This is a genomic window from Chryseobacterium daeguense DSM 19388 (assembly GCF_000430825.1).
In the GTDB taxonomy this organism is placed as follows: domain Bacteria; phylum Bacteroidota; class Bacteroidia; order Flavobacteriales; family Weeksellaceae; genus Chryseobacterium; species Chryseobacterium daeguense.
On sequence record NZ_AUMT01000019.1, the window covers coordinates 14,089 to 39,517 of the forward strand.

At 36.8% G+C, this 25,429-nt stretch carries 33 protein-coding genes; 26 read left to right on the forward strand and 7 right to left on the reverse strand.

The annotated features are described in order from the left end of the window. Positions 1-346: 346 nt before the first annotated feature. The 7 genes from rpsL to H560_RS0118080 all read left to right on the forward strand — a co-directional run bounded on the left by rpsL (position 347) and on the right by H560_RS0118080 (position 6,382). Positions 347-760: a 30S ribosomal protein S12 gene (rpsL, locus tag H560_RS0118050; RefSeq protein ID WP_027381287.1), complete on the forward strand. Its 414-nt coding sequence runs from the start codon at positions 347-349 to the stop codon at positions 758-760. A gap of 23 nt (positions 761-783) precedes the next feature. Then, a complete protein-coding gene (gene rpsG, locus H560_RS0118055) occupies positions 784-1,260 on the forward strand; it encodes a 30S ribosomal protein S7 (RefSeq protein WP_027381288.1) in 477 nt (158 codons plus the stop codon). A 6-nt stretch (positions 1,261-1,266) separates the two neighbouring features. Then, positions 1,267-3,384, forward strand: a complete 2,118-nt coding sequence (gene fusA / locus H560_RS0118060) for an elongation factor G (protein ID WP_027381289.1) — start codon at positions 1,267-1,269, stop codon at positions 3,382-3,384. An 18-nt stretch (positions 3,385-3,402) separates the two neighbouring features. After that, a complete protein-coding gene (gene rpsJ, locus H560_RS0118065; protein WP_002661363.1) occupies positions 3,403-3,708 on the forward strand; it encodes a 30S ribosomal protein S10 in 306 nt (101 codons plus the stop codon). A gap of 284 nt (positions 3,709-3,992) precedes the next feature. Further along, positions 3,993-4,838 (forward strand): carbonic anhydrase family protein, encoded by an 846-nt coding sequence (locus tag H560_RS22570; RefSeq protein WP_162143867.1) that lies wholly within the window; start codon positions 3,993-3,995, stop codon positions 4,836-4,838. A gap of 141 nt (positions 4,839-4,979) precedes the next feature. Then, positions 4,980-5,804 (forward strand): GLPGLI family protein, encoded by an 825-nt coding sequence (locus tag H560_RS0118075; protein WP_027381290.1) that lies wholly within the window; start codon positions 4,980-4,982, stop codon positions 5,802-5,804. A 77-nt stretch (positions 5,805-5,881) separates the two neighbouring features. Further along, positions 5,882-6,382, forward strand: coding sequence for a low affinity iron permease family protein (locus tag H560_RS0118080; RefSeq protein WP_027381291.1), 501 nt, complete (start codon positions 5,882-5,884; stop codon positions 6,380-6,382). Positions 6,383-6,401: 19 nt separating this feature from the next. Here H560_RS0118080 and H560_RS0118085 read toward each other — a convergent pair whose 3' ends face one another. The 7 genes from H560_RS0118085 to H560_RS0118115 all read right to left on the reverse strand — a co-directional run bounded on the left by H560_RS0118085 (position 6,402) and on the right by H560_RS0118115 (position 15,485). Further along, entirely contained in the window at positions 6,402-9,107 is a 2,706-nt protein-coding gene (locus H560_RS0118085; protein ID WP_027381292.1) for a hypothetical protein, read from the reverse strand. Positions 9,108-9,251: 144 nt separating this feature from the next. Beyond that, positions 9,252-10,229 (reverse strand): hypothetical protein, encoded by a 978-nt coding sequence (locus H560_RS0118090; RefSeq protein WP_027381293.1) that lies wholly within the window; start codon positions 10,227-10,229, stop codon positions 9,252-9,254. Then, entirely contained in the window at positions 10,229-10,642 is a 414-nt protein-coding gene (locus H560_RS0118095; RefSeq protein ID WP_027381294.1) for a hypothetical protein, read from the reverse strand. Before H560_RS0118095 ends, H560_RS0118090 begins: the two co-directional genes overlap by 1 nt. 161 nt (positions 10,643-10,803) lie before the next feature. Next, a complete protein-coding gene (locus H560_RS0118100) occupies positions 10,804-11,604 on the reverse strand; it encodes a hypothetical protein (RefSeq protein ID WP_027381295.1) in 801 nt (266 codons plus the stop codon). Positions 11,605-11,623: 19 nt separating this feature from the next. After that, positions 11,624-12,355 (reverse strand): MIP/aquaporin family protein, encoded by a 732-nt coding sequence (locus H560_RS0118105; protein WP_027381296.1) that lies wholly within the window; start codon positions 12,353-12,355, stop codon positions 11,624-11,626. Positions 12,356-12,381: 26 nt separating this feature from the next. Next, positions 12,382-13,878: a glycerol kinase GlpK gene (glpK, locus tag H560_RS0118110; RefSeq protein ID WP_027381297.1), complete on the reverse strand. Its 1,497-nt coding sequence runs from the start codon at positions 13,876-13,878 to the stop codon at positions 12,382-12,384. Next, a complete protein-coding gene (locus H560_RS0118115; protein ID WP_027381298.1) occupies positions 13,875-15,485 on the reverse strand; it encodes a glycerol-3-phosphate dehydrogenase/oxidase in 1,611 nt (536 codons plus the stop codon). Before H560_RS0118115 ends, glpK begins: the two co-directional genes overlap by 4 nt. 115 nt (positions 15,486-15,600) lie before the next feature. On the opposite strand from H560_RS0118115, the gene H560_RS0118120 reads away from it, so the two are divergent. The 19 genes from H560_RS0118120 (at position 15,601) to rplF (ending at position 25,429) form a co-directional block, all read left to right on the forward strand. Then, positions 15,601-16,362, forward strand: a complete 762-nt coding sequence (locus H560_RS0118120) for a DeoR/GlpR family DNA-binding transcription regulator (protein WP_027381299.1) — start codon at positions 15,601-15,603, stop codon at positions 16,360-16,362. Between the two features lie 145 nt (positions 16,363-16,507). Beyond that, positions 16,508-16,795, forward strand: a complete 288-nt coding sequence (locus H560_RS0118125; protein ID WP_027381300.1) for a hypothetical protein — start codon at positions 16,508-16,510, stop codon at positions 16,793-16,795. Between the two features lie 77 nt (positions 16,796-16,872). Next, complete coding sequence (locus H560_RS21975; protein WP_027381301.1) at positions 16,873-17,514, forward strand: GLPGLI family protein; 642 nt, start codon at positions 16,873-16,875, stop codon at positions 17,512-17,514. A 423-nt stretch (positions 17,515-17,937) separates the two neighbouring features. Then, positions 17,938-18,564: a 50S ribosomal protein L3 gene (rplC, locus tag H560_RS0118135; protein WP_027381302.1), complete on the forward strand. Its 627-nt coding sequence runs from the start codon at positions 17,938-17,940 to the stop codon at positions 18,562-18,564. Next, positions 18,555-19,184: a 50S ribosomal protein L4 gene (gene rplD / locus H560_RS0118140; RefSeq protein ID WP_027381303.1), complete on the forward strand. Its 630-nt coding sequence runs from the start codon at positions 18,555-18,557 to the stop codon at positions 19,182-19,184. Before rplC ends, rplD begins: the two co-directional genes overlap by 10 nt. A 3-nt stretch (positions 19,185-19,187) precedes the next feature. Continuing rightward, the gene (gene rplW / locus H560_RS0118145; RefSeq protein ID WP_027381304.1) at positions 19,188-19,478 is read left to right on the forward strand and encodes a 50S ribosomal protein L23; all 291 of its coding nucleotides are present in this window, start codon (positions 19,188-19,190) and stop codon (positions 19,476-19,478) included. A 22-nt stretch (positions 19,479-19,500) separates the two neighbouring features. Further along, on the forward strand, positions 19,501-20,322 hold the full coding sequence (gene rplB / locus H560_RS0118150) for a 50S ribosomal protein L2 (protein WP_027381305.1): 822 nt from the start codon (positions 19,501-19,503) through the stop codon (positions 20,320-20,322). A 2-nt stretch (positions 20,323-20,324) separates the two neighbouring features. Beyond that, complete coding sequence (gene rpsS, locus H560_RS0118155) at positions 20,325-20,603, forward strand: 30S ribosomal protein S19 (RefSeq protein ID WP_002983209.1); 279 nt, start codon at positions 20,325-20,327, stop codon at positions 20,601-20,603. Positions 20,604-20,605: 2 nt separating this feature from the next. After that, on the forward strand, positions 20,606-21,004 hold the full coding sequence (rplV, locus tag H560_RS0118160; protein ID WP_027381306.1) for a 50S ribosomal protein L22: 399 nt from the start codon (positions 20,606-20,608) through the stop codon (positions 21,002-21,004). Positions 21,005-21,011: 7 nt separating this feature from the next. After that, positions 21,012-21,767 carry a 30S ribosomal protein S3 gene (gene rpsC, locus H560_RS0118165; protein WP_027381307.1) on the forward strand — a complete coding sequence of 252 codons (756 nt, stop codon included), beginning with the start codon at positions 21,012-21,014 and terminating at the stop codon, positions 21,765-21,767. A gap of 106 nt (positions 21,768-21,873) precedes the next feature. Next, complete coding sequence (rplP, locus tag H560_RS0118170; protein WP_027381308.1) at positions 21,874-22,299, forward strand: 50S ribosomal protein L16; 426 nt, start codon at positions 21,874-21,876, stop codon at positions 22,297-22,299. 12 nt (positions 22,300-22,311) lie between these two features. After that, on the forward strand, positions 22,312-22,497 hold the full coding sequence (gene rpmC / locus H560_RS0118175; protein WP_027381309.1) for a 50S ribosomal protein L29: 186 nt from the start codon (positions 22,312-22,314) through the stop codon (positions 22,495-22,497). 12 nt (positions 22,498-22,509) lie between these two features. Then, a complete protein-coding gene (gene rpsQ / locus H560_RS0118180) occupies positions 22,510-22,764 on the forward strand; it encodes a 30S ribosomal protein S17 (RefSeq protein WP_027381310.1) in 255 nt (84 codons plus the stop codon). A gap of 2 nt (positions 22,765-22,766) precedes the next feature. Continuing rightward, positions 22,767-23,135: a 50S ribosomal protein L14 gene (rplN, locus tag H560_RS0118185; protein WP_007839504.1), complete on the forward strand. Its 369-nt coding sequence runs from the start codon at positions 22,767-22,769 to the stop codon at positions 23,133-23,135. Between the two features lie 22 nt (positions 23,136-23,157). Next, positions 23,158-23,484, forward strand: a complete 327-nt coding sequence (gene rplX, locus H560_RS0118190) for a 50S ribosomal protein L24 (RefSeq protein WP_027381311.1) — start codon at positions 23,158-23,160, stop codon at positions 23,482-23,484. 13 nt (positions 23,485-23,497) lie between these two features. Beyond that, complete coding sequence (gene rplE / locus H560_RS0118195) at positions 23,498-24,049, forward strand: 50S ribosomal protein L5 (RefSeq protein ID WP_007839502.1); 552 nt, start codon at positions 23,498-23,500, stop codon at positions 24,047-24,049. 3 nt (positions 24,050-24,052) lie between these two features. Next, positions 24,053-24,322 (forward strand): 30S ribosomal protein S14, encoded by a 270-nt coding sequence (gene rpsN, locus H560_RS0118200; RefSeq protein WP_007839501.1) that lies wholly within the window; start codon positions 24,053-24,055, stop codon positions 24,320-24,322. 145 nt (positions 24,323-24,467) lie between these two features. Continuing rightward, the gene (gene rpsH, locus H560_RS0118205; protein WP_027381312.1) at positions 24,468-24,866 is read left to right on the forward strand and encodes a 30S ribosomal protein S8; all 399 of its coding nucleotides are present in this window, start codon (positions 24,468-24,470) and stop codon (positions 24,864-24,866) included. Between the two features lie 17 nt (positions 24,867-24,883). Then, the gene (gene rplF / locus H560_RS0118210) at positions 24,884-25,429 is read left to right on the forward strand and encodes a 50S ribosomal protein L6 (protein ID WP_027381313.1); all 546 of its coding nucleotides are present in this window, start codon (positions 24,884-24,886) and stop codon (positions 25,427-25,429) included.

Consider the following 25,429-nt stretch of genomic DNA (forward strand, 5'->3'; position numbering starts at 1 on the left):
AAATATTGTGCTATAAGATGTGTTTTAATGATTGATGGTTTTTATCCTTCAGATTTTTATAATGTATATATAAAGATTGCTTTTGCTATTTATTATAATAAAGAAAGGTTGGCTATAGGTATTATATATTAATGTATAATAATATAATCCTGAATATTTCTTTATACAGGTTTGTTTATCCATTAAAATCTTGTTTCCTATATAATATATAGCAGAAGATAAATATCTCTTATCAATTGTAAGTGCCTGTTAATTAAATTTTAATAAAAAAACAATATTTGCATATAACTGCTTGTTAATTAAAAAAATATTACTATTTTTGCACCCTAAAATAAAAAGCAATTAAATGCCTACTATTCAACAATTAGTAAGAAAAGGAAGAGCCACGCTTGCCAAGAAGAGCAAATCGGCTGCCCTTGATTCTTGTCCACAAAGACGTGGTGTATGTACGAGAGTATATACTACTACACCGAAGAAACCTAACTCTGCACTTAGAAAAGTTGCAAGGGTAAGACTTTCTAACGGTAAAGAAGTTAACGCCTACATCCCGGGCGAAGGACATAATCTTCAAGAGCACTCGATAGTATTGGTAAGAGGCGGAAGGGTGAAAGACCTACCGGGAGTACGTTACCACATCGTAAGAGGTGCATTAGACACTGCAGGTGTAAATGGAAGAACACAGAGAAGATCGAAGTATGGAGCGAAGAGACCTAAACCAGGTCAGGCACCAGCTGCACCAGCAAAAGGAAAGAAAAAATAATCATTAAATAAGGTACAGAAACAATGAGAAAGACAAAAGCGAAAAAAAGACCGTTGTTACCAGATCCGAAATTTAATGATCAATTGGTAACAAGATTCGTAAATAACTTAATGCTTGACGGTAAAAAGTCAATCGCATTCAAAATTTTCTATGATGCGTTAGATATCGTAGAAACTAAAAAAGGAGAAACTGAAAAAACAGCCCTTGAAATCTGGAAAGATGCACTTACTAATGTAATGCCTCACGTAGAAGTACGTTCCAGAAGAGTAGGTGGAGCTAACTTCCAGATCCCGATGCCAATCAGAGCCGACAGAAAAATTTCTATGGCAATGAAATGGTTAATCAAATATTCTAAAGCTAGAAATGATAAGTCTATGGCTTTGAAATTAGCTAACGAAGTGGTAGCGGCTTCTAGAGAAGAAGGTGCTGCTTTCAAAAAGAAAACTGATACTCACAAAATGGCGGAGGCTAACAAAGCTTTCTCACACTTCAAATTCTAATCTGAAATGGGAAGAGATCTTAAATTTACAAGAAATATTGGTATCGCTGCTCACATTGATGCAGGTAAGACTACCACTACAGAAAGGATTTTATTCTATACAGGTGTAAACCACAAAATTGGAGAGGTTCACGATGGTGCTTCTACAATGGACTGGATGGAACAGGAAGCAGAAAGAGGTATTACCATTACTTCTGCTGCAACTACTTGTAACTGGAATTTCCCAACAGATCAGGGTAAGAAATTACCTGAAACAAAACCTTACCACTTCAACATTATCGATACACCGGGACACGTTGACTTCACAGTAGAGGTTAACAGATCTTTGAGAGTATTGGACGGTTTGGTATTCTTATTCTCTGCAGTAGATGGAGTAGAGCCTCAGTCTGAAACAAACTGGAGACTTGCTGACAACTACAAAGTGGCAAGAATGGGATTCGTAAACAAAATGGACAGACAAGGTGCTGACTTCTTGAACGTTGTAAAACAAGTAAAAGAAATGTTAGGCTCTAATGCAGTTCCAATCGTTTTACCAATCGGTGCTGAAGAAGATTTTAAAGGGGTTGTAGACTTAATTAAAAACAGAGCGATCATCTGGGATGAAGCTGGACAGGGTGCTACTTATGAAGTAGTTCCAATTCCGGAAGACATGAAAGATGAAGTTCTTGAATATAGAGAGAAATTAGTAGAAGCTGTAGCTGATTATGATGAAACTTTGATGGAGAAATTCTTCGAAGATCCGGATTCAATTTCTGAAGAAGAAATCAACGAAGCGCTTAGAAAAGCTACTATCGATCTTTCTATCATTCCTATGACTTGTGGTTCTTCATTCAAGAACAAAGGGGTACAGTTCATGCTTGATGCTGTTTGTAAATACCTTCCTTCTCCACTTGATAAGGATAACATTACAGGTACAGATCCAAGAACTGATGCTGATATCGAAAGAAAACCAGACGTAAACGAGCCTTTCGCTGCATTAGCTTTCAAAATTGCTACTGACCCTTTCGTAGGTAGATTAGCATTCTTCAGAGCTTATTCAGGAAGACTTGATGCTGGTTCTTATGTTCTTAACACAAGATCAGGAAACAAAGAAAGAATTTCCAGAATCTATCAGATGCACGCTAACAAACAAAATCCGGTTGAGTTTATCGAAGCTGGAGATATTGGTGCTGCTGTAGGATTTAAAGATATCAAAACAGGAGATACATTATCAGATGAAAAGAACCCAATCGTTCTTGAATCTATGATCTTCCCGGATCCGGTAATCGGTATCGCTGTTGAGCCTAAAACTAAGGCTGACCAAGATAAAATGGGTAACGCTTTGGCTAAATTAGCTGAAGAGGATCCTACATTCCAGGTTAAGACTGACGAGGCTTCAGGACAAACGATCATCTCAGGTATGGGTGAGCTTCACTTGGATATCATCGTAGACCGTATGAGAAGAGAGTTTAAAGTAGAAGTTAACCAGGGTCAACCGCAGGTAGAATACAAAGAAGCTCTTACAGCTACTGCAAACCACAGAGAAGTTTATAAAAAGCAATCTGGGGGTAGAGGTAAGTTCGCGGATATCGTATTTACAATTGGTCCGGCTGATGAAGGTAAAACAGGTCTTGAATTCATCAATGAAATTAAAGGTGGTAACATTCCAAAAGAATTTATCCCTTCAGTGGAAAAAGGATTCAAAGAAGCTATGAAGAATGGTCCTTTAGCTGGATTTGAGGTTGAAGCGATGAAGGTTGTGTTGAAAGATGGATCTTACCACCAGGTTGACTCGGATCAGCTTTCTTTCGAACTTGCTGCAAAGTTAGGTTTCAAAGAATCTGGTAGAGCTGCTAAAGCAGTTATCATGGAACCAATCATGAAGCTGGAAGTAGTAACTCCTGAAGAGTACATGGGTGATATCGTAGGTGACCTTAACAGAAGAAGAGGTACAGTAAACGGTATGGATGACAGAAATAACGCTAAAGTTATCAAGGCTTTCGTTCCGCTTTCTGAAATGTTTGGTTATGTAACTTCTCTTAGAACGCTATCTTCAGGTAGAGCAACATCTTCTATGGAATTCGAAAGATACGAAGCTGCTCCTACAAACGTTGCTGAGGAAGTAATCGCTAAGGCTAAAGGTTAATATTTAAATTAGATTAAAATGTCACAAAGAATCAGAATAAAACTTAAATCTTACGATTACAACTTAGTAGATAAATCTGCAGAGAAAATCGTAAAAACGGTAAAGGCTACAGGTGCTGTTGTAAACGGACCTATTCCATTGCCAACTAACAAGAGAATCTTCACTGTGTTGAGATCTCCACACGTAAACAAGAAAGCCAGAGAGCAGTTCCAATTATCAGCTCACAAGAGACTAATGGATATCTACTCTTCTTCTTCTAAAACGGTGGATGCTCTAATGAAATTAGAGTTGCCAAGCGGTGTAGACGTAGAAATTAAAGTGTGATAACTTGCATACTTTGCAATGATTATATAAATCCGTTCCTGAAAAGGGGCGGATTTTTTTATGCTTAAACTTGAGGACCTCCTTGCTGAGAAGATTGTTAAAATAAATTAATCTTTTCTCTTCTTTTTCTTTATAATTTTCATCATTTTAAGAATTTTTGTGCGGAATTAAAATTCAATTAAATGTTGATTATGAATATGTTATATTTTCAAAACATATATAAATTTGCTCTTGAAAAAAAACATACTTATTTAATTAAACAAACAAATATTTTAAAGATGCAAATGGAAAAAAAATTAAAAAGCACATTTGGACTAAGATCCAATGTAAAAAAGTTTATTGCTGCTCTTGGAATGGTTCCTCTACTTTTAATGACTTCGTGTCACAGTGATAATGAAGATATGCGTGAGCTGAATTCATATCCTTCCGACATTATCAGTACCCCAATAGTTACGTCTAATATTCCTGCGGTGGTTGCAGAAGCTCAGACGCCGATCAATATTGAGCCGTCGAAAGCAGTGGTTTTTCACAGCATTGATCCTACCATTCATTATGGAGCAGTTACAATGAATTCCGTAATGAATAACGGAGGAGAAAACCTGAGAGTAAATGTAAGCGGAGCGGATAATTTAAATAATTATATTACTGTAGGTGGTAAAAAATATAACCTGGTCAACTTTCACTTTCACTATAGCAGCGAGCATACTGTTGACGGAAAGTACAGTACAATGGAGATCCATTTTGTGAATGTATCTGCAGATAATTCTTATGCTGTTTTGGGTGTTTTGGTTGATTTAGGTAGTGGCAACACGTCACTTCAGAATTTATTTGCTCAATCTCCAACTACGAGCAATAGTGTTAATTCCTCCAATGCAACACTTGATATTTCAAATTTATTACCGACAAATACCAGAGAGTATTTTACGTATAACGGATCACTTACAACCCCTAATTTTGGTTCCAATTCTTCTATCACAAACGGCGGGCCTGTTACCTGGTTTGTATTTAAGAACAAACAGCAGTTGTCTACGGATCAGTTTAATTATTATAAGAACATCTATTTAGATCCAAACTTCAGAGCTATACAGCCCTTAAATGGTAGGAAAGTATATGTCAATCCAGGAAGATAAACATAATGAAAGGAATCAGTTAGATTCCTTTTTTTTATGCTCTAACATATAATATATAAATTTAACTGTAAATATTTTTACTTTTTTACTAATATGTATTGCAAGGTTCTGTATAATTTTTAAATTTGTAAAAATTATTCTATGAAAAAAATTCTATTATTAATGATCATGATAAGTTTCTGCTTTAATGCACAAACGAATCGTTTTATCTATGAGCTTCAGTTTAAAAGAGATTCTACACAATCTCATCTTGACAAAATTAATTTTGTACTGGATGTAAATCCTAAAGACGTAAAGTTTTACGAATATAATTACCTGGAATCAGATTCTATCAATAAAGTAAAAGGTAACTATCAACATCAATATGGAGGAGATTTCCCGACTGTAAAAAGAAACAGGAACACCTTTAAAAACCAGAATTATGAACTGATCAATTTTGATTCATTCAGCTATCCTTCGGAAGACAGGATAAACTGGAAATTATCTGCCGAAACCAAAAAAACCGGTGAACATACCTTACAAAAAGCAACTGCTGATTTTGGTGGCAGAAGCTGGATAGCCTGGTTTAATAAAGATGTCAATATTCCGGAAGGTCCATATAAATTCAATGGCCTGCCCGGGCTTGTTTTTGAACTGCAGGACTCAAAATCCAATTTTACTTTTACATTAATTAAAAATATTAAGCTTAAAGAAACCTATGATACAACGGGATTTGTAGAAACATTTTACGGAAAGAAACCTCTTGAAATTTCAGAAAAAATGAGAGAGCGGAAGAAGAAAGAGTTTTTCAATGATCCTTTAGCCAATATGAGAAATAACTTTAAGGAAAATATGGAGGGCCAGATGTTTGTAATGGGCACAAAAATTACAAGCATGGAGCAATTTAATGAACTTAGCAAAAAGCTTCAGGAAATGCTGAGAAAAACCAATAACCCGTTAGAACTCGATAAAGCTGTAAAATATTGATTCAAATAATAAATTTAAACATTAAACTCTGCCCGTTCGGCGGAGTTTTTGTATATTTTTACTAAAAAATTAATACAATGGCTAAATTGAAGAATAGTTTTTTTGAAAGGTTTTCTAATTGGGCAACAAAATTTACAGGAAGTTCATACGCATTCATCATTGCAATGCTTATTGTAGTTATCTGGGCTGCCTCGGGGCCAATTTTTAACTATTCGGAAACGTGGCAGCTTGTCATTAATACAGGTACTACAATCATTACCTTCCTGATGGTTTTCCTGATTCAGAAAGCCCAGAACAAAGATTCCAAAGCAATCCAGATCAAATTAAATGAACTAATTGCTGCCAACGAAAGAGCAAGCAACAGGATTGTAGATATTGAAGATCCTACAGAAAAAGAGCTGGATCAGCTTCACTGCTATTATGAAAAGCTTGCAGATTTTGCTGAGGAAGACGGGGATATTCATACCTCACATTCAATAGATGCGGCACAGCGGAATCAGGACGATAAGCTGATTTTTTCAAAATCCAAACATAGAGAATGGCTAGCAAAAGCACAACAAAAAAAGGAATCGCAGTGATTCCTTTTTTTTGTCTAAATTATCTCATAAAGTAACTAAAATAAGAACAGCTTCCCATAAGGCTTTTTGCTGTTTCCGTATTAGCATACTGTGTTTTCAGCATTTCAAAATACGTTCTGTATTTTTGATTCTTGATCTGGTCAAGCTCTTTTTGATGCGTATCGGTTTTTTCGCTCCATTTGGGGTCAGAATAGTCAATATTAGAGGGGTGATTCGCTTCATACTGGTAATATTTACCCTGCTCTGCACTCGCCATCTGGAAAAGAATTCTGGCTTTCTGCTCATTGTCCGCTGAAATGTCTAATGCTTTTTTGTAATAATTAATGGCAAGATCAAAATTATCAGGCTCAATGTAAGAACGGTCAAGGAAATTTTTATAATAATACTGATACGGATTTTTCTTTTCTGTGTTCACAAAATCATATTTTCCGCCGTTGCTGTTATCAATATCCATTACAAAAAGTTCTCTGTAATACCCTAGAATAGAAGTGTTATACAACAGATTTCCGATAAGCTGATTGGCTTTAGAAGACCTTTCATCTTTTCCGGTTCCTAATTTTTTTAGCTGAACCAAAGCATCTGCCAGTTCCAGTTTATTCATCATCGGCTTAATAAATGAAAACTGTGCGTAATCTTCTTTTATCATGCTTTCATTGTCTGCACTTTGGTAGCTTTCCCAGACGTTATGCCCGAAAACGAGATCAGAAATATTATTGAATCCATTATAAGTGCCGGCTGCATATTGAAGCGTGCCCGGTTTTTTCTGTTCATAATTCCATTCCGTTCTTGGAATTCCTGAGAAATTCTGTGCTTTCTGATAGAAGGATTTAGCTTTTTCAAAATCCGCCTGTCTCATGGCTCTGTCGCCATAGATTACGGCAAAAAAGGCATCAATATTTCCTACATCATTAATGTTTTTAGCGATAATCTGCTGTTCAAACTGAGTTTTATTTGGTTTTCTGTAGAAGTCTTCCACACTTTTTACCAGGCTTGAATTCGGATTATACTGAAGGTCTGAAAGTTTATTATTCATTAAAAAAGACTTTCCGTCTTCTCCCTGAAGAAAATATCGGTTGGCCAGTACATCTTTGAGAAAATCAGCTGTGGAAGGGACTTCACCATAATAATCATACTCATCTGTTTCCGTACTGTCTTTTTTAGCTTCAGGTTTTTCAGTAAAATATTCAGCATAGTCTTTCATTAAATGATCTTCGTATTCAGCGTCAATTTTTGGCTGGGAAACGATATCATTCAGAACTTTCATCCTTTTGATTTCTTCCAGGTATTCAGGATTTGAAGTTTTGATATTTTCTAAAATTTCGGTGCTGGCCTTATAATCTTTTTTCAAGAATTTTAAATAGGCATCTGCAATCTGCCAGTACTCATCTTTGGATTTTTCTTTTGTTTTATTGGTAAATTTTTCCAAATCATCCAGAAAATCTTTCGATTTTTCGTCATACCAGTAATTATTATTAGTGAAAACAGGGATTCTGTTTGGGTTATCCAGCAATTCATCATCGCTTTGGTCTGCTTTATTCTCATCGGAACCTTGTTCTTTTGATCCTCCAAAAAGATTTTTAAAGAATCTCACAATTTTCTGCCAGAAAGAAAGCTCTTCCTTTTTTACTTCTGTGGTTTCGGTTTTGGCTTTATCTGAAGTTTTATTTGAATTAACAACCTTAGTCGCAGAATTGCTATTGTCCGAATTATAATAATAAATCGGCAGGTAATTTCTTTCCAGTTCATTGATGCTTCTCACCGCCATTACTTTTAGAATTTCGGAATCAGGATTGATTTCGAACATTTTTTCCATCACCGGAATCGGATTATTAAAGTCTTCATAGCCTAAAAGAAAATAAGCCATATCTTTCTCATCATTGGTCGCTGCTCTTTTCAGGATGTTATTAAAAGAGGCTGTATCCGAAAGTTTCATGGATACAAAAGCAGATTCTTTACGGCTTTTGCTGTCTTTAAAAACCTGGAAAAAGTTCCAGTTGGCATCGCTGTTCAAACCCAGACCACGCTGTGCACCGGCAAGCTGGTCGAGAGCCATGATGTAAGGTGCGCCTTTCAGCTTGATAGGCTGAACATACATATTAAAAGCCTGAACAGCCTTATCGTAATTTCTCGTATAATGATTGAAACGAACGATCTGGAAACCGTAACGCTGCTTTATTTCAGGATTTTTTGCGGCATTGTAGAGAGAAGTTAATGCTTTGATTGTTTTATTATAATCAAGCTGAGTAGCATTTTTCGCGGACTGATTTTCATTGTAATAGAATGAATTCGGACTCTCTACATAATTAATCCTCATGTATGGCTCAAGATATTTGGCTTCAATGAGGTAATCAATTCCTTCATGATATTTCTGATAAAAGCCGGAACCCTGCTTTATTAGCAGTTGATTGGCCGGACTTCCTTTTTTCAAAGCATTAAGGTCATTCATGCTCATTTTATTTACCAGGAAGTCGGTTTCGGCATAGCTTAGCTGATTGTTGAAAAATTTTCTCCAGGAATCAATATTTTCATCCGGAATCTGAGAGGGCTTAAAATCAGTATAAAACCTCGTGGAATAGCTGTGGAGAAATGGCAGGTAAGATTTATCCTTGATGATGCTCTGTGTAAACAGGTTGAAGTATTCATAATCAGGATCAGACCATGCGCAGGCTTCAGTTTTTGCATAAAAAAGCGATACAACAGCAAGTGAAAGGAAGTACTTTTTCATATTATGTATGGTGTTTTTGAGTTTGTTGTTTTAAATGGAATTACCAGTTACATTTATTCTCAATCATTTGGTGAACTAATGTGATCAAATCTCTCGCAGATTAGGCAGACTACACAGATGGTTATGTTAAAAAAAATCCGCGAACTAAAAATTAAAATTCTGCCCGGTAACAAATTTACTATCTAATTGATAATAAATAATTGAAAAGGATGGTATTTTTTTATCTAAAAAGGAAACAACATCTTTCAGCTGATCGTCAGAAATTTCCTCGACTTTTATTTTAAAACCTTTGTTCATATAGTTTCCAAAGTAGAAGCCGTCTTTCTGTATTTCAATTTCCGTTTCCGAAATCTTTTTAAAGGCTGGATTTTCAAGGTCTTTTTTTGATAAGGCATTTATCAGTTTGTGTTTACCCAAATAATTGGTCACAATCCCCCAGGAATAAATAGGGAGGGCAACTTCAATTTTTTTAAGAGGATACTCATCTATTTTTGAAAGGTAAGTTTTCAGGATATTAACGTCAAGAATGGAGTTCTTATCAGAATTTTCCAGTGGAGAAGAAGTAGAGTAGCACATCAGATAGACTTTTTCTACGGGCGGAATTCCCGCCTGGGACTTATCTTTTACCTGATGAAGCCGTAAAGTGCAGGTAATTTCTTTTCCGGAGATTTTCTTTAATTCTTTTAAAAATGCAAAATAATCGTCCCGCGTTCCGGCCGTCCAGTCACAGTCGATCTGGATTTCGTTATTTGTTTTTAAATGATATTCCGAAGTTTTTCTTTGAATTAAATCTTGAATGCTTTTTGCTAAAAAAATGATCTCTTCATTTTTTATAAACAGAAAAGTTCTGTTGGTAATAAATACCGTCGGAACAATCTGCTTGTCGGTTTGAAAACTATTATCCTTAATAATAATGCCTACCGGTTGAAATTTCCCATCGATCTTATCAACATCAAAAAAACGGCTGTATACATAAGGAGCTGTTGCCTTGTGTAAGACATTTTTTTCTGTTTTGTCTAAAGCCAATTTGGTTTTCCAATAATAAAATGTGTACGGATGGTGTTCTTTTTTACTGCAGGAAACAGCAAAAAGCAGAATGAAAAGTAAACGTAAAATCTGCATTATTGATATAAAGCGCTTTCGCAGTTACAGTTCATTTCAGCCATTTCGGATACCGGGCAGCAGTCATCCGACTTTTTAATTTTCCCGTTTTCATCTGTAAGGTAAATCTTTTCTTTATCGAATTTTACGTAAAAAGTTTCATTGTAAGTTTTAAAATAGACCTTCATCACGTCCGGATTATATTTTCCGGCGTTGATTTCTTCCTTGGTTTCCGTTCCGTCCGCCTGATTGATCTGGACAAAACCGAAGTGTACATCACCATTTTTTTTAACATCAAGATAATAAGCCGGAGTTCCGGAGCCGCTGCCTCCCTGCTCAATATTAAAATCTCTTTTTCCCGTGAATGGTGCTTTGGATTGCGCAAATGAAAAGATACAAATGCACAAAAGAAGAACACTAAAAGCTTTTTTCATATCTAAAGTTTTTCTCAAAATTAAAGTTTTCTCAGCAAAAATTACACCGTAAAATAACGGAAATACCTTTATTAACGCCTTTTTGCATAGATTCAATTTAAATTTAAATAAAAAAACCATCCCCTATAAAAGGAATGGTCTTGTTTATATTGAGAGAAAAATTAAAATACGGTAGCCGCAAGCTGGACTCTCGCATATTTGTGAGCCGGATTCCACATTGCTGTCATGGAAACAGGAAGATTATAATGATCTGTAATTTTTATTGTTTTGCTGGCTTTTAGTCCAATGTTCACTACCTGGAATCCCTTTTTTCCGTTTCCATACAGGGAAACCGAATCGTTCAGGGCAAATCCAGCTCCTACAAAGGCATCAAGATTTACTTTTTTGTGGGCAATCACTGGATAAGAAGCTTGAATGTACGTTGAAAACTTATTTTTTTTATAGCTTCCGTCTTCCTTCAAAATCACTTCACCCGCATTAGCCCCTCCGTAAAGCATGATGTCTGCCTCAATATTGATAGGAAATGAGGGCCCGAAAGTGTAATTGGTTCTAAGATCAATAATATGAGCCGTTCTTCTGTTTGAATAGTTGAAAATATCGTCAGAGGCAACTTCGGTATTGATGTTTCTTGCATTAAAAAGGTCCCACAACCCGATGTAGAATCGACCGTCAGAATATTGAACGTAATAATTGATTTCTTTATAATGTGTTCCGTCTTTATCATCAGCCATTGAGGAGGCGCCCCAGATTCCCGCTTTCCATTTTTTGTCTTTGTCTAAAGCATAGGAAAGATTTCCCATTACAACAGGCTTATCTGTAATAATCAATCCTCTCCAAAGATGATTGGTCTGTATATTTGCAGTAAAATCTAATCTGCTGTCTTCTTTAATTTCATCATTTTCCTGGGCAAAAAGATTCCCCATACCCAGCATAGCCAGGCATATTATGAATAGTTTTTTCATTTATGTAACTTTCTTTGATTTAACTTAAAGCGCCGTAGAGCAGTGCAGCAATGACTGCTCCTAAAACAGGCCCCGCAACAGGAATCCATGCGTAGCTCCAGTCGCTGCTGCCTTTTACAGGAAGAATGGCGTGCATAATTCTCGGGCCAAGATCTCTTGCGGGGTTAATGGCATATCCTGTGGTTCCGCCCAAAGACAAACCGATTGCCCAAACCAAAAGGGTTACCGGTAAAGCACCTACTGTACCCAAACCGATTTTTGCTGTCGGATCATCGTTTAGTGTAAGGCTCGGATCTGCAAAATAGAAGATCACGAAAACAAGAACAAAGGTTCCGATGGTTTCACTGATCATGTTAGAAAGAGGGTTTCTGATGGCTGGTCCTGTACTGAAGCAAGCCAGTTTTGCCCCTTCATCTTCTGTAATGGCAAAATGATCTTTGTTAAACAACCAGACAAGAAAAGCCCCGATCATGGCTCCGATCATTTGTGCTGCAATATAAGAGGGAACCTGCTCCCATGGAAATTTTCCGGCAATGGCCAGTCCTATCGTAACAGCGGGATTTAAATGAGCCCCGCTTACCGGGCCTGCTACTGTAACACCTACAAAAACGGCGAGTGCCCATGCTGTGGTGATTACAATCCATCCGGAGTTGTTACCTTTTGTATCTTTTAAAACTACGTTGGCTACAACGCCGTTTCCTAATAATATGAGAAGCATTGTTCCAATTACTTCTGCTATAAATGGAGTCATATTTAATGTGCTTTTTTAGTGAGGGATTAATCTTCTATCCAGTTTTGTGAACGCTGAACGGCTTTTGCCCAAGTGGAAACCATTTTATCAGCCTTCGCTTTTTCCATTTTCGGGTGGAAATCCTTATCTATTATCCATTGTGACTGGATTTCGTCAATATTTTTCCAGTAACCAACGGCTAAACCTGCCAGATAAGCAGCTCCCAAAGCCGTTGTTTCCAATGTTTTTGGCCTTGTAATTTTAAATCCGAATATATCCGATTGAATCTGCATCAAAAGATCACTTGCAGAAGCTCCGCCATCCACTCTCAGCTCAGGGCTTTTTCTTCCTGAATCCGCTTCCATGGCTTTTACAATATCATATACCTGAAAAGCAATACCTTCCAAAGTGGCTCTGGCAATATGTCCGTCTGTGGTTCCCCGTGTAATTCCTACAATAGTTCCGCGGGCGTACTGGTCCCAGTAAGGCGCACCCAGTCCTGTAAGCGCAGGAACGAAATAAACACCGCCACTGTCTTCTACAGATTGGGCCAATGGATTTACTTCTTCTGCGGTTTTGATTAATTTAAGTCCGTCTCGCAGCCATTGGATAGCAGCTCCGCCCACAAATACGCTTCCTTCCAAAGCGTAATTGACTTCTCCATTAATTTTCCATGCTACGGTTGTAAGAAGGTTGTTTTTTGATGCAACAGCTTCTTTTCCTGTATTCATTAATAAGAAACATCCTGTTCCGTAGGTATTTTTTACCATTCCCGGTGTGGTGCACATCTGCCCGAATAATGCTGCCTGCTGATCTCCTGCAATTCCTGAAATTGGAATTTTTGTTGAAAACAGTGTAGTGGAAGTTTCTCCGTAGATTTCACTGCTTTGTTTTACTTCGGGAAGAATAGCTTTCGGAATATTGAATAATTTCAATAAATCTTCATCCCATTCTAGAGTATGGATGTTCAAAAGCATAGTTCTGCTCGCATTGGAAACATCGGTAATGAACATTTTTCCTCTCGTCAGCTTCCATACAAGCCATGTATCCACAGTCCCGAAACAAAGTTTTCCGGCTTCTGCTTTTTCTTTTGCTCCTTCTACATTGTCCAGGATCCATTTTAATTTGGTTGCAGAAAAATAAGCATCCAGGACGAGCCCTGTTTTATCTTTAATCGTTTCAGCATGGCCCTGCTCTTTTAATTCATCACAATATTTAGATGTTCTCCTGTCCTGCCATACGATAGCGTTGTAAACAGGCTCTCCCGTTTCCCTGTCCCATACTACAGTAGTTTCCCGCTGATTGGTAATCCCAATGGCTGCTACTTCCCGGCCGGAAATTCCTGCCTTGGCGATAACTTCTGCGGCTACGGAAATCTGTGAAGACCAAATTTCATTAGGATCATGCTCCACCCAGCCCGGAGTAGGGTAAATCTGTTCAAAGGGTTTCTGCGATACATATTCAATTTCTCCGCTGCGGTTGAATAGGATGGCTCTTGATGAGGTTGTACCTTGATCCAGAGCGAGAATCAATTTTTCACTCATTGTGCAATATTATTAAGGTTAGTTGATTTTGGTGAATAAGGAGTCAGTAGATATCCTTTTGCTAATTCTATGAATTCTTTTGCCTGCTCATTGGCCCATTCTTCTGAATGTCCGTTTTCTTTGGCTATGATTAAAGCAATCTTATGAGCGCTGTCAATAGCTGCTCTTGCATCCAGAAAAAGAAGACGTACTCTTCTTGCTAAAATATCTTCGATGGTTTCTGCCATTTCATTTCGGACGGCCCACACTGCTTCTGCAATTGTAAACGGATGATCCGGATGTATTTTTTCGGATAATTCCGGATTATTATATTGTAAGGCTTTTATCTTTGGAATATCTGATCCGTAAACGTATAAATGATTGCTTCTGTCAACGGTTTCAGGTTTTACATTTCCATGAATTGAAAGATTTTCTGTTTTGGAAGTGGTCATTCCTAAGTTGTGAACTTTCATTGCTTCATTGATGGTGTCTTCTGCCATTTTTCGGTAGGTGGTCCATTTTCCCCCGATGATTGAGATCAGGCCTGTTTCTGAAGTTACCACTTTATGGCTCCTTGAAACTTCTTTTGTGCTTTTACTCCCATCTTTTGGTGCAGCCAATGGTCTTAGTCCTGCAAATACGGATTTTACATCTTCACGGGTTGGCTTTTTTGCTAAATACTGTCTGGCGGTATTTAAAACGAAACTAATTTCTTCTTCCAAAGCTCTGGGTTCAAAGCTTTCGTTTTCTAATAAAGTATCTGTGGTACCTACCAAAGCCCTGTCGTGCCATGGAACTACAAACAATACTCTTCCGTCTGAAGTTTTAGGAATCATAATAGCATCATCGCTCAGCAGGAAAGATTTATCCAAAACCAAATGAATGCCCTGACTGGGAACTACGAATTTTCCGTGTTTTGGATTATTCATATTTAATATGTCATTGGTAAAAACTCCGGTTGCGTTTATGACTACTTTCGCATGAATTTCGAATTGCTGTTTTGTGAACTGATCTTCTGCTACAACGCCGGTTATTTTATTGGAATCGTTTTTAATTAAACTGATGACCTTGATATAATTAATAGCTGTTCCTCCTTTTTCCACAATAGTCTGGGCAAGATTTATTGCAAGTCGTGCGTCATCAAACTGCCCGTCCTGATAGACTACGCCGCTGGCAAGATTTTTTTGCTCAATCGTGGGAAGTTTTTCAATGGTTTTTGCTTTGCTGATGTATCTTGTTTTGCCCAGGCTTAGTTTTCCAGCCAGAAAATCATAAATCGAAAGTCCTATTTTGTAATAAATTCCTCCCCACCATGTGTAATTCGGAATAATGAAAGACTGGTTTTTTACTACATGTGCTGCATTTTTAGCCAATAAGCCTCTTTCCTTTAGCGCTTCTTTTACCAATCCTATATCTCCCTGGGCAAGGTATCTTACCCCTCCATGTACCAGTTTTGTGCTTCTGCTGGAAGTTGCTTTCGCGAAATCGTGAGATTCCAGCAGTAATGTTTTAAATCCTCTGCTTACTGCATCCAATGCCGAACCTAAACCACTCGCTCCGCCACCGATGATGATAAAGTCCCATTGCTGGACGGTGGATAATTTGCTGAGTTCTTCATTTCGTTTCATAATATTTCGTTATGTTTCGTTTTCAAATTTATAAATTTAAAATGAAACTAAAAAGAAAATAAATGAAATTTTTCGAATCAAAATAAAATTGGTATTTTTGATGAAACGAAACGCTATGGAAAAATTACTGCCAAGACATAATGATATACTAAAGGAGCTGGATGAAAAGGATCATGTGCTTGTGCAGGATTTATGCGAAAAGTTTAATGTATCATCGGTTACGATTCGAAAGGACCTGAATTATCTTGAAAGCCTTGGCCTGCTTTTTCGTAATCATGGAGGAGCAAGCAAGCATGTAAGATACGCCTATGAAAAAAATGTAGATGAAAAAGAAAACATCAATGTAGAAGCTAAACAGAGCATTGCAAAAGCTGCTTTGTCTTTGATTGATGAAAACGACTGTATCATTCTTGCTTCCGGAACTACAATGCATTACTTGGCGAGGATGCTCGTGAATTTCGGACCGCTTACGGTTTTGACTTCTTCTTTACGTGTGGCAATAGAGCTGTGTAATAATCCTAATATTAATATTATACAATTGGGAGGCGAGGTAAGAAAAAGCTCTACTTCCATTGTAGGTTCTATTTCTGAAGCCATTTTGAAACAATTTTCCTGTAATAAACTTTTCTTGGGTGTGGACGGGATTGATATGGATTTCGGGATCAGTACTTCCAATGCCGCTGAAGCTCATCTGAACCAGCTCATGATTGAGTGTTCTGAAAAGGTGGTAATTCTTGCAGATTCTTCCAAATTAAATAAGAAAGGCTTCGGTAAAATAGTAGATCTTGATAAGATTGATTACCTGATTACGGACAATGGTATTTTAAAGGAAGATAAAGATATGCTTGAGGAAATCGGAGTCAATGTTATTATTTGATTAAATAAGTGCACACAAATCTGTCAATGTATTTTCGCTATTAAAAATATTTCATCATTTGTTGAAAAACACTTGTTTTTTTTATTCTATTATTCTTAGTTTTGACTTGAAATTCAACTAAACAAACTAATAGCAATGAAAAAAAATGTTTTTTATCGCAGCTTTAGCTGTTGCAGGATTCGTAAGTGCAAATACTACTGAAGAAATCAAAAAAGAAGTGAATGCTGAAAGCTCAAAGGAAAGAACAGTGCTAGTAGAAAACAAAGATCAAAAAGGTGCTTCTCAAACCCTTAAGGTTACTTTCGAAGAGCATGACTGGGTTACTATTGTTACTCCTTGCGGAGCTGTTTTTTATCTGGATTATAATGATTACTCTACTAGTGATGAGTTTTGGAATGATGTACATCATTTTGCTGGAATAAAGTGTTCATAATCAATTTGTAAGAAAGAAATTAGTGCGGAATCGGCGGCTTAAGGCTTCCGATTCTTTTATTATTTATATTTTTAAGTATGAAGTTTTATTTAACATTGTTTATTTTTTTCTCTGCTATTTTTCATGCGCAGTTCCGCATTGAAGGGGCAAAATTTTCAATGAAAACTGCCAACTATACCACTGAAAACTTCGGTGGAAGCTTATATAATGTCTATTATCATTTCAGTTTTAGCAAGGACGCGGCGCATCTTGAAAAGAAAAAAGAGACTGTATGTGTTCTGCAGATAGGAAAGGAGTATTCGAAATTTACTGATGTGAAGCAGCTGAAACTGGATTCCCTAAATGAGCAGTACAGCCATAAAAAAGAAATTAATGCCCGGGAGATGGAAGCACTGATGAACATCAATGTAGCTTTTCCGGCAGTAATCCTTAAAGATTTAATAAAAAAGGAAATTACATTTCAGGGAAAAATAAAAGACAGTTATCAGTATCAGGAAAAGCAGCCGGAATTTAAATGGAAAGTGGAAAAAGACACCAAAACTATCCTGGGATACAGCTGCAGGAAAGCGACTGTAGATTTCCGGGGACGGGATTACGTCGCGTGGTTTACAGAAGCTATATCTTCTAATAACGGATCTTATAAATTCGAAGGATTGCCGGGGCTTATTCTTGAGCTTTATGATACAAATAAAGAATTTCATTTTACAGCTGTAGGGTAGACAAGAAAACTTTTCCTATATATATATAAGAAATGAAGACCGGATCCTAAAAATTACCCGTGAAAAATACGCAGAAGTAGAAAAAAGCTATCATGATAATCCTGCTTTTTTTCATGGCAAAGCTTACAATGCAGACGGAAGTCTTATGGTTGGCAAATCAAAACCACTTCCCTACAATCCTATTGAGCGGAACTAATTTGTATCTAAAATTTCACCTGCTTACTCACCACTAAAAGTTGTGTATTTTTTGTAATTGATTAAAAATCAAAATATTTTACAGCAAATATTTGTCAGTTATAAAAATATTCATAAATTTGCACACTCATTTTAGGGGCGTAGTATGCCTATATCAAAAGTAGAAATTACTTCAGACCTCCGAAAAATGGTGATAAATAAAGGATAAATTTTATTATAACATAAACAATGTCAGGTATTATTGGTAAAAAAATCGGTATGACGTCTTTGTTTAACGAAGAAGGAAAAAACATTCCTTGTACAGTTATTCAGGCGGGTCCATGCTCGGTTTTACAGGTCAGAACCGTAGAAAAGGATGGATACAAGTCTGTTCAATTGGGTTTCGATGACAAGAGTGAGAAGAACGTTGGTAAAGCGTTAGCTGGCCATTTTAAAAAGGCTGGTTCTGCTCCTAAAGCTAAGTTGGTAGAATTCTACAGAGAATTCGTAGACGAGGTAAAAGTAGGAGAAGAAGTAAAGGTTGATCTATTTGCTGAAGGTGAATTCGTTGACGTAACAGGTACTTCTAAAGGTAAAGGTTTCCAAGGTGTTGTTAAAAGACACGGATTTGGAGGTGTAATGCAGGCAACTCATGGTCAGCACAACAGACTTAGAGCTCCAGGTTCTATCGGTGCTGGTTCAGACCCTTCAAGAGTATTCAAAGGGATGAGAATGGCTGGAAGAATGGGAGGTAAGCAGGTAACTGTTCAAAACCTTCAGGTATTAAAAGTGGATCAAGAACAAAATCTTTTAGTAGTAAAAGGTGCTGTTCCGGGAGCTAAAAATTCTTATGTAATTATCAGAAAATGGAACTAGTAGTATTAAATACATCAGGAAAAGAGACCGGAAGAAAAGTAACTCTAGACGAAACAGTATTCGGAATTGAGCCAAATCAGCACGCGGTTTACTTAGAAGTTAAACAGTACCTTGCTGCACAAAGACAAGGAACTCATAAAGCAAAAGAAAGAAGCGAAATTACAGCTTCTACTAAAAAACTTAAGAAGCAAAAAGGATCTGGTTCTGCTAGATACGGGGATATCAAATCTCCAACTTTCAGAGGTGGAGGTAGAGTATTCGGACCAAAACCAAGAGACTACAGATTCAAATTGAACAAAGCTCTTAAGAGATTAGCAAAAAAATCTGTTTTATCTCAGAAATTGAGAGACAACAGCATCAGAGTTTTAGAAGATATGAGCTTAAACGCTCCTAAGACTAAAGATTTCATCACTGTATTGGATGCTTTGACATTGAACGGTAAAAAGTCTTTATTCATTCTTCCTGAAGCTAACAAGAATGTATATTTATCTTCAAGAAACTTACCTAAAACTAAAGTAATGAACTTCAATGAAGTGAGCTCTTACGATTTAGTAAATGCAGGTGAGATCGTATTCTTCGAAGGTGCAGTTGAAAAATTCCAGGAAAATTTAAAGAAATAAATCATGTCTATTATCATTAAACCAGTTATCTCAGAAAAGGCTAATTACCTTACGGATTTAAGAGGTTCTTATTCTTTCTTGGTAGATACTAAGGCGAATAAAATCCAAATTAAAAAAGCTGTAGAAGCGGCTTATGGTGTAAAAGTAGCAGACGTTAACACAATGATTTATGCTCCGAGGGTTTCTTCGAAATACACTAAAAAAGGTCTTCAAGTAGGAAAGACAAACAAATTGAAAAAAGCGGTAATCAAACTTGCTGAAGGTGAGGTTATCGATATTTTTGCTGTAAATTAATTATTAATTATAAATAATAGTAATGTCTGTTAGAAAATTAAAACCTATCACCCCGGGACAGAGATTCAGAATTGTAAACAATTTTGAGGAAATTACTACTAACAAACCAGAGAAATCTCTAACAGTTGGTATTAAAAAGTCAGGTGGACGTAACCAAACAGGTAAAATGACCATGCGTTACACCGGAGGTGGACACAAAAAGAAATACAGAATTATTGACTTCAAAAGAAACAAAGCAAACGTTGAAGCAACAGTAAAGTCTGTAGAATACGATCCAAACAGAACTGCATTTATCGCTTTATTAGAATATGCTGACGGAGAGAAGAGATACATCATCGCTCCAAACGGTATCAAAGTAGATCAGAAAGTAGTTTCAGGTGAAAGCGTAGAACCAAATGTAGGTAACGCAATGAAATTGAAAAATATTCCATTGGGTACTGTAATTTCTTGTGTTGAAATGAAACCTGGTCAAGGTGCTATTTTAGCAAGAAGTGCTGGTTCTTCGGCTCAATTAACATCAAGAGACGGAAAATATGCAATCATCAAATTGCCTTCAGGAGAATCAAGAATGATCCTTACTGAATGTATGGCAATGATAGGTTCAGTTTCTAACTCTGATCACCAATTAACTGTATCAGGTAAAGCTGGTAGAAGCAGATGGTTAGGTAGAAGACCAAGAACAAGAGCGGTTGTAATGAACCCGGTAGATCACCCGATGGGTGGTGGTGAAGGGCGTTCTTCTGGAGGTCACCCAAGATCTAGAAACGGTAAGCCGGCTAAAGGTTACAAAACTAGAAAGAAAAACAAAGTGTCTAACCGTTACATCGTATCTAAAAGAAAATAATTATGGCAAGATCACTTAAAAAAGGACCGTTCATTCATCATACTTTAGATAAGAAGGTTCAGGCAAATATAGAGTCTGGTAAGAAGACAGTTATCAAAACTTGGTCTAGAGCATCTATGATCTCTCCGGACTTCGTAGGACAAACTATTGCTGTACACAACGGGAAATCTTTTATCCCTGTTTACGTTACAGAAAACATGGTGGGTCACAAGTTAGGCGAATTTTCTCCAACAAGATCTTTCAGAGGTCATGGTGGTAACAAAAACAAAGGAAGCAGATAATCATGGGATCTAGAAAACAAGATAGTTCAATCGCAAGAAAAGAAGCTAACAAGGACGTTGTTAAAGCTTCATTAAATAATTGCCCGTCTTCTCCAAGAAAAATGAGATTAGTTGCTGATATCATTAGAGGAGAGCAGGTAGATAAAGCTCTTTATATCCTAAAATATTCTAAAAAAGAAGCATCTAACAAGTTAGAGAAATTACTTCTTTCTGCTATGGCAAACTGGCAGACTAAAAATGAAGGTGCGGATATCGAAGAAGCAAACCTTATCATTAAAGAAATCTTCGTGGATAGCGCAAGACAATTGAAGAGACTAAGACCGGCTCCACAAGGTAGAGGGTACAGAATCAGAAAAAGATCTAACCACGTTACGTTAATCTTAGGTAATAAAGAAAATTAATCAAGGTATGGGACAGAAGACAAATCCAATTGGTAACAGATTAGGTATCATCAGAGGATGGGATTCTAACTGGTTTGGCGGAAACGATTATGGAGACAGAATCGCGGAAGACTACAAAATCAGAAGATACCTTGAAGCTAGATTATCTAAAGGTGGGATTTCAAGAATTTATATTGAAAGAACATTAAAATTAGTAACAGTTACAATCACTACTGCTAGACCGGGACTTATCATCGGTAAAGGAGGTCAGGAAGTTGATAAATTAAAAGAAGAGTTGAAGAAATTGACTAAAAAGGATATTCAAATCAACATCTTCGAAATCAAAAGACCTGAGCTTGATGCAGTATTAGTAGCTGACAGCATTGCTAAGCAAATCGAAAACAGAATCTCTTACAGAAGAGCTGTGAAGATGGCGATGGCTGGTACAATGAGAATGGGTTCTGAAGGTATCAAAGTTCAAATCTCTGGTAGATTGAACGGAGCTGAGATGGCAAGATCAGAATCTTTCAAAGACGGAAGAATTCCTTTGTCTACTTTCAGAGCAGATATCGATTACCACATCGGTGAGGCATTAACTCAATACGGAAAGCTAGGTGTAAAAGTTTGGATCATGAAAGGTGAAGTTTACGGTAAAAGAGAACTTTCTCCACTAGTGGGACAGCAGAAAAAAGGAGGTCAGTCTGACAGAAGAGATAACAGAGGAGGAGACAGAAGAGACAATAGAGGACCTAGAAAAAATAACAACAATAACAATAATAATTAATTAGAAGTTAGAAGATAGAAACTAGAAATTAGATCTTCCGTTACAAGAACTGAATTCACTTTTATCTAACATCTAACATCTAACATCTAACATCTATATTAGAATTATGTTACAACCAAAAAGAACCAAGTTCCGTAGAGTACATAAGATGAAGATGAAGGGGAGTGCCCAGAGAGGTAGTCAACTTGCTTATGGAACTTTCGGGATCAAGGCGACAGAAGGTGCTTGGATCACTGCAAGACAAATTGAAGCTGCGCGTATTGCTGCTACAAGATATATGAAGAGAGAAGGTCAGCTATGGATCAAAATCTTCCCGGATAAGCCAATTACTAAAAAACCAGCGGAAGTACGTATGGGTAAAGGTAAAGGTGCTGTGGAATATTGGGTAGCCGTAGTAAAACCAGGTAAAATTATGTTCGAAGTAGGAGGAGTTCCTTACGAAGTAGCGAAAGAAGCTCTTAGACTTGCGGCACAAAAATTACCAGTAGTTACCAAATTCATCGTTGCTAACGATTTTGTTAAACCTCTTTAATCTTTGAATACAATGAAAAAAGCTGATATTAAAAATTTAAGCGCGGGTGATATTCAAGCTCAATTAACTGAAGCAAAAGCTCAATATTCTAAATTGAAATTGGCTCATGCAATCAGCCCAATTGAAAACCCGATCCAAATCAGAGATTTGAGAAAAACAATCGCTAGACTAAACACTGAGTTAACTAACAAACAATAATTTCATTTTACAATGGATAGAAATTTAAGAAAAGAAAGAATCGGAGTGGTTTCCAGCAATAAAATGGAAAAAACCATTGTTGTTAGTGAAACGATGAGAATGAAACACCCGATGTACGGTAAATTCGTATTAAAAACGAAAAAATATACTGCACACGACGAGAACAATGAGTGCAACGAAGGAGATACAGTGCTTATCCAAGAAACTAGACCTTTGAGCAAAAATAAGAGATGGAGATTAGTAAGAATCATTGAAAAAGCTAAGTAATAATGTTACAAACAGAATCAAGATTAAAAGTTGCTGATAACACAGGTGCTAAAGAAGTATTGGTTATCAGAGTTCTGGGAGGAACCAGAAGAAGATATGCTTCAGTTGGTGATAAAATCGTTGTTACTATCAAAGATTCTACACCATCAGGAAACGCTAAAAAAGGTCAGGTATCTAAAGCTGTAGTAGTAAGAACAAAAAAAGCAGTTAGAAGAAAAGATGGTTCATACATCAAGTTCGAAGACAATGCTTGTGTATTACTAAACGCAGCAGGAGAAATGAGAGGAACTCGTGTTTTCGGACCGGTTGCCCGTGAGTTGAGAGACAAAGAATATATGAAAATCATTTCATTAGCTCCTGAAGTACTTTAATTTTTAAAATTTTTAAAAGAAAATGTCAAAGTTAAAAATAAAAAGAGGAGATAACGTAATCATTACTACTGGTAAGAAAGATATCAAAGGTAAGACTGGTGAAGTTATTGAAGTGATCAAAAAAGAAGGAAAAGACCCAAGAGTTGTTGTAGCAGGACTTAACATCGTTAAAAAACACGTTAAGCCTTCAGCTTCAAATCCTCAAGGAGGAATTACTGAAAAAGAAGCTTCTATTCATATCTCAAACGTAGCTTTAGTTGGTAAAGACGGAAAAGCTATCAAAGTAGGTTACAAAATCGAAGGAGATAAGAAAGTAAGAATCAATAAAAAAACGGGTGAAACTTTATAATTTTAAATAACACATGGAATATATAGCAAGACCCAAGAAAGCATATAAAGAAACAATTGTTCCTGCAATGATGGAAGAATTTGGGTACAAGTCAGTAATGCAAGTACCTAGATTAGAAAAAATCATCTTATCTCAAGGTTTAGGTGATGCTACTGCAGACAAGAAAATCATTGATTATGCTGTAGAAGAACTTACAAATATCACTGGCCAAAAAGCTGTTGGTACGATCTCTAAGAAAGACGAAGCTGCTTTCAAATTGAGAAAAGGAATGCCTGTAGGTGCTAAAGTTACTCTGAGAGCAAACAAAATGTATGAATTCTTAGACAGACTTACTTCTTCTGCTTTGCCTCGTATCAGAGATTTCTCTGGAATCAAGGCTGATGGTTTCGATGGTAGAGGTAACTATAACTTAGGGATCACTGAACAAATCATCTTCCCTGAGATCGTAATCGACAAAGTGAAAAAAATCCAGGGGATGGACATCACTTTCGTTACAACTGCGAAAACAGATAAAGAAGCGAAAGCATTATTAACTCACTTCGGTTTACCATTTAAAAAGAACTAAGAAATGGCTAAAGAATCAATGAAAGCGCGTGAGCGCAAAAGAGAAGCACTAGTTGCTAAATACGCTGACAAAAGAAAAGCTCTTAAAGAAGCAGGTGATTACGAAGCATTACAAAAACTTCCTAAAAACGCTTCTCCTGTAAGATTACACAACAGATGTAAACTAACAGGAAGACCAAGAGGATACATGAGAACATTCGGAATTTCCAGAGTAACTTTCAGAGAAATGGCAAATAACGGATTAATCCCGGGAGTTAAAAAAGCTAGTTGGTAATAATTACTAATTAAAATCGGGACAATTAAGTTGTCTGGATACTAAAGAATATAAAATATCAGACCTAAGTTTTCTGAAGTCTGATATTTTTCTCTTCAAGTCCTTTCAATACTGATTGTTCTTTAACCAATAATTTAAAAGAAAAATGGTAACAGATCCAATTTCAGATTTCCTAACAAGAGTAAGGAACGCACAAAGCGCAGGCCACAAAGTGGTGGAAATTCCTGCATCGAAAATCAAAAAGGAGATTACTAAGATTTTATTTGATCAAGGGTATATCTTAAACTACAAGTTTGAAGATAACGCTGTTCAGGGAACAATCAAAATCGCTTTAAAGTACGACAAACAAACTAACAAGCCGGCTATCAAGTCTATCCAAAGAGCTTCAAGACCAGGTTTGAGACAGTACAAAGGTTCAGCTGAACTTCCAAGAGTACTAAACGGTTTGGGTATTTCTATCATCTCTACTTCAAGAGGAGTAATGACTGACAAGAAAGCTAGAGAAGAAAAAGTAGGCGGTGAAGTAATCTGCTATGTTTATTAATTTTTAATCAAAGGAAAATGTCAAGAATTGGTAAAGCAATTATAACAGTTCCGGCAAACGTTACAATCACTGAAAACAACGGTGTAGTAACTGTAAAAGGTCCTAAAGGAGAACTTTCTCAGGAACTTACAGCAGGAATTACTTTAGAACAAAAAGATGGTGAGCTGAATGTAAACAGACCATCTGATTCTAAGCAACACAAAGCGCTTCACGGTTTATACAGAGCGTTGATCGCCAACATGATCGTTGGGGTATCAGAAGGTTTCGAAAAGAAACTAGAACTAGTAGGGGTAGGATACAGAGCTTCTCACTCAGGTCAAAAGCTTGAGTTAGCTTTAGGATTCTCTCACGGTATCGTATTAGAACTTCCTGGTGAAGTAAAAGTAGATACATTGACTGAAAAAGGTAAAAATCCAATTATTACTTTAACGTCTCACGACAAGCAACTTCTTGGAATGGTAACTGCAAAGATCCGTTCTTTCAGAAAACCTGAGCCATACAAAGGAAAAGGTGTAAGATTCGTTGGTGAAAATGTTAGACGTAAAGCTGGTAAATCTGCTTAA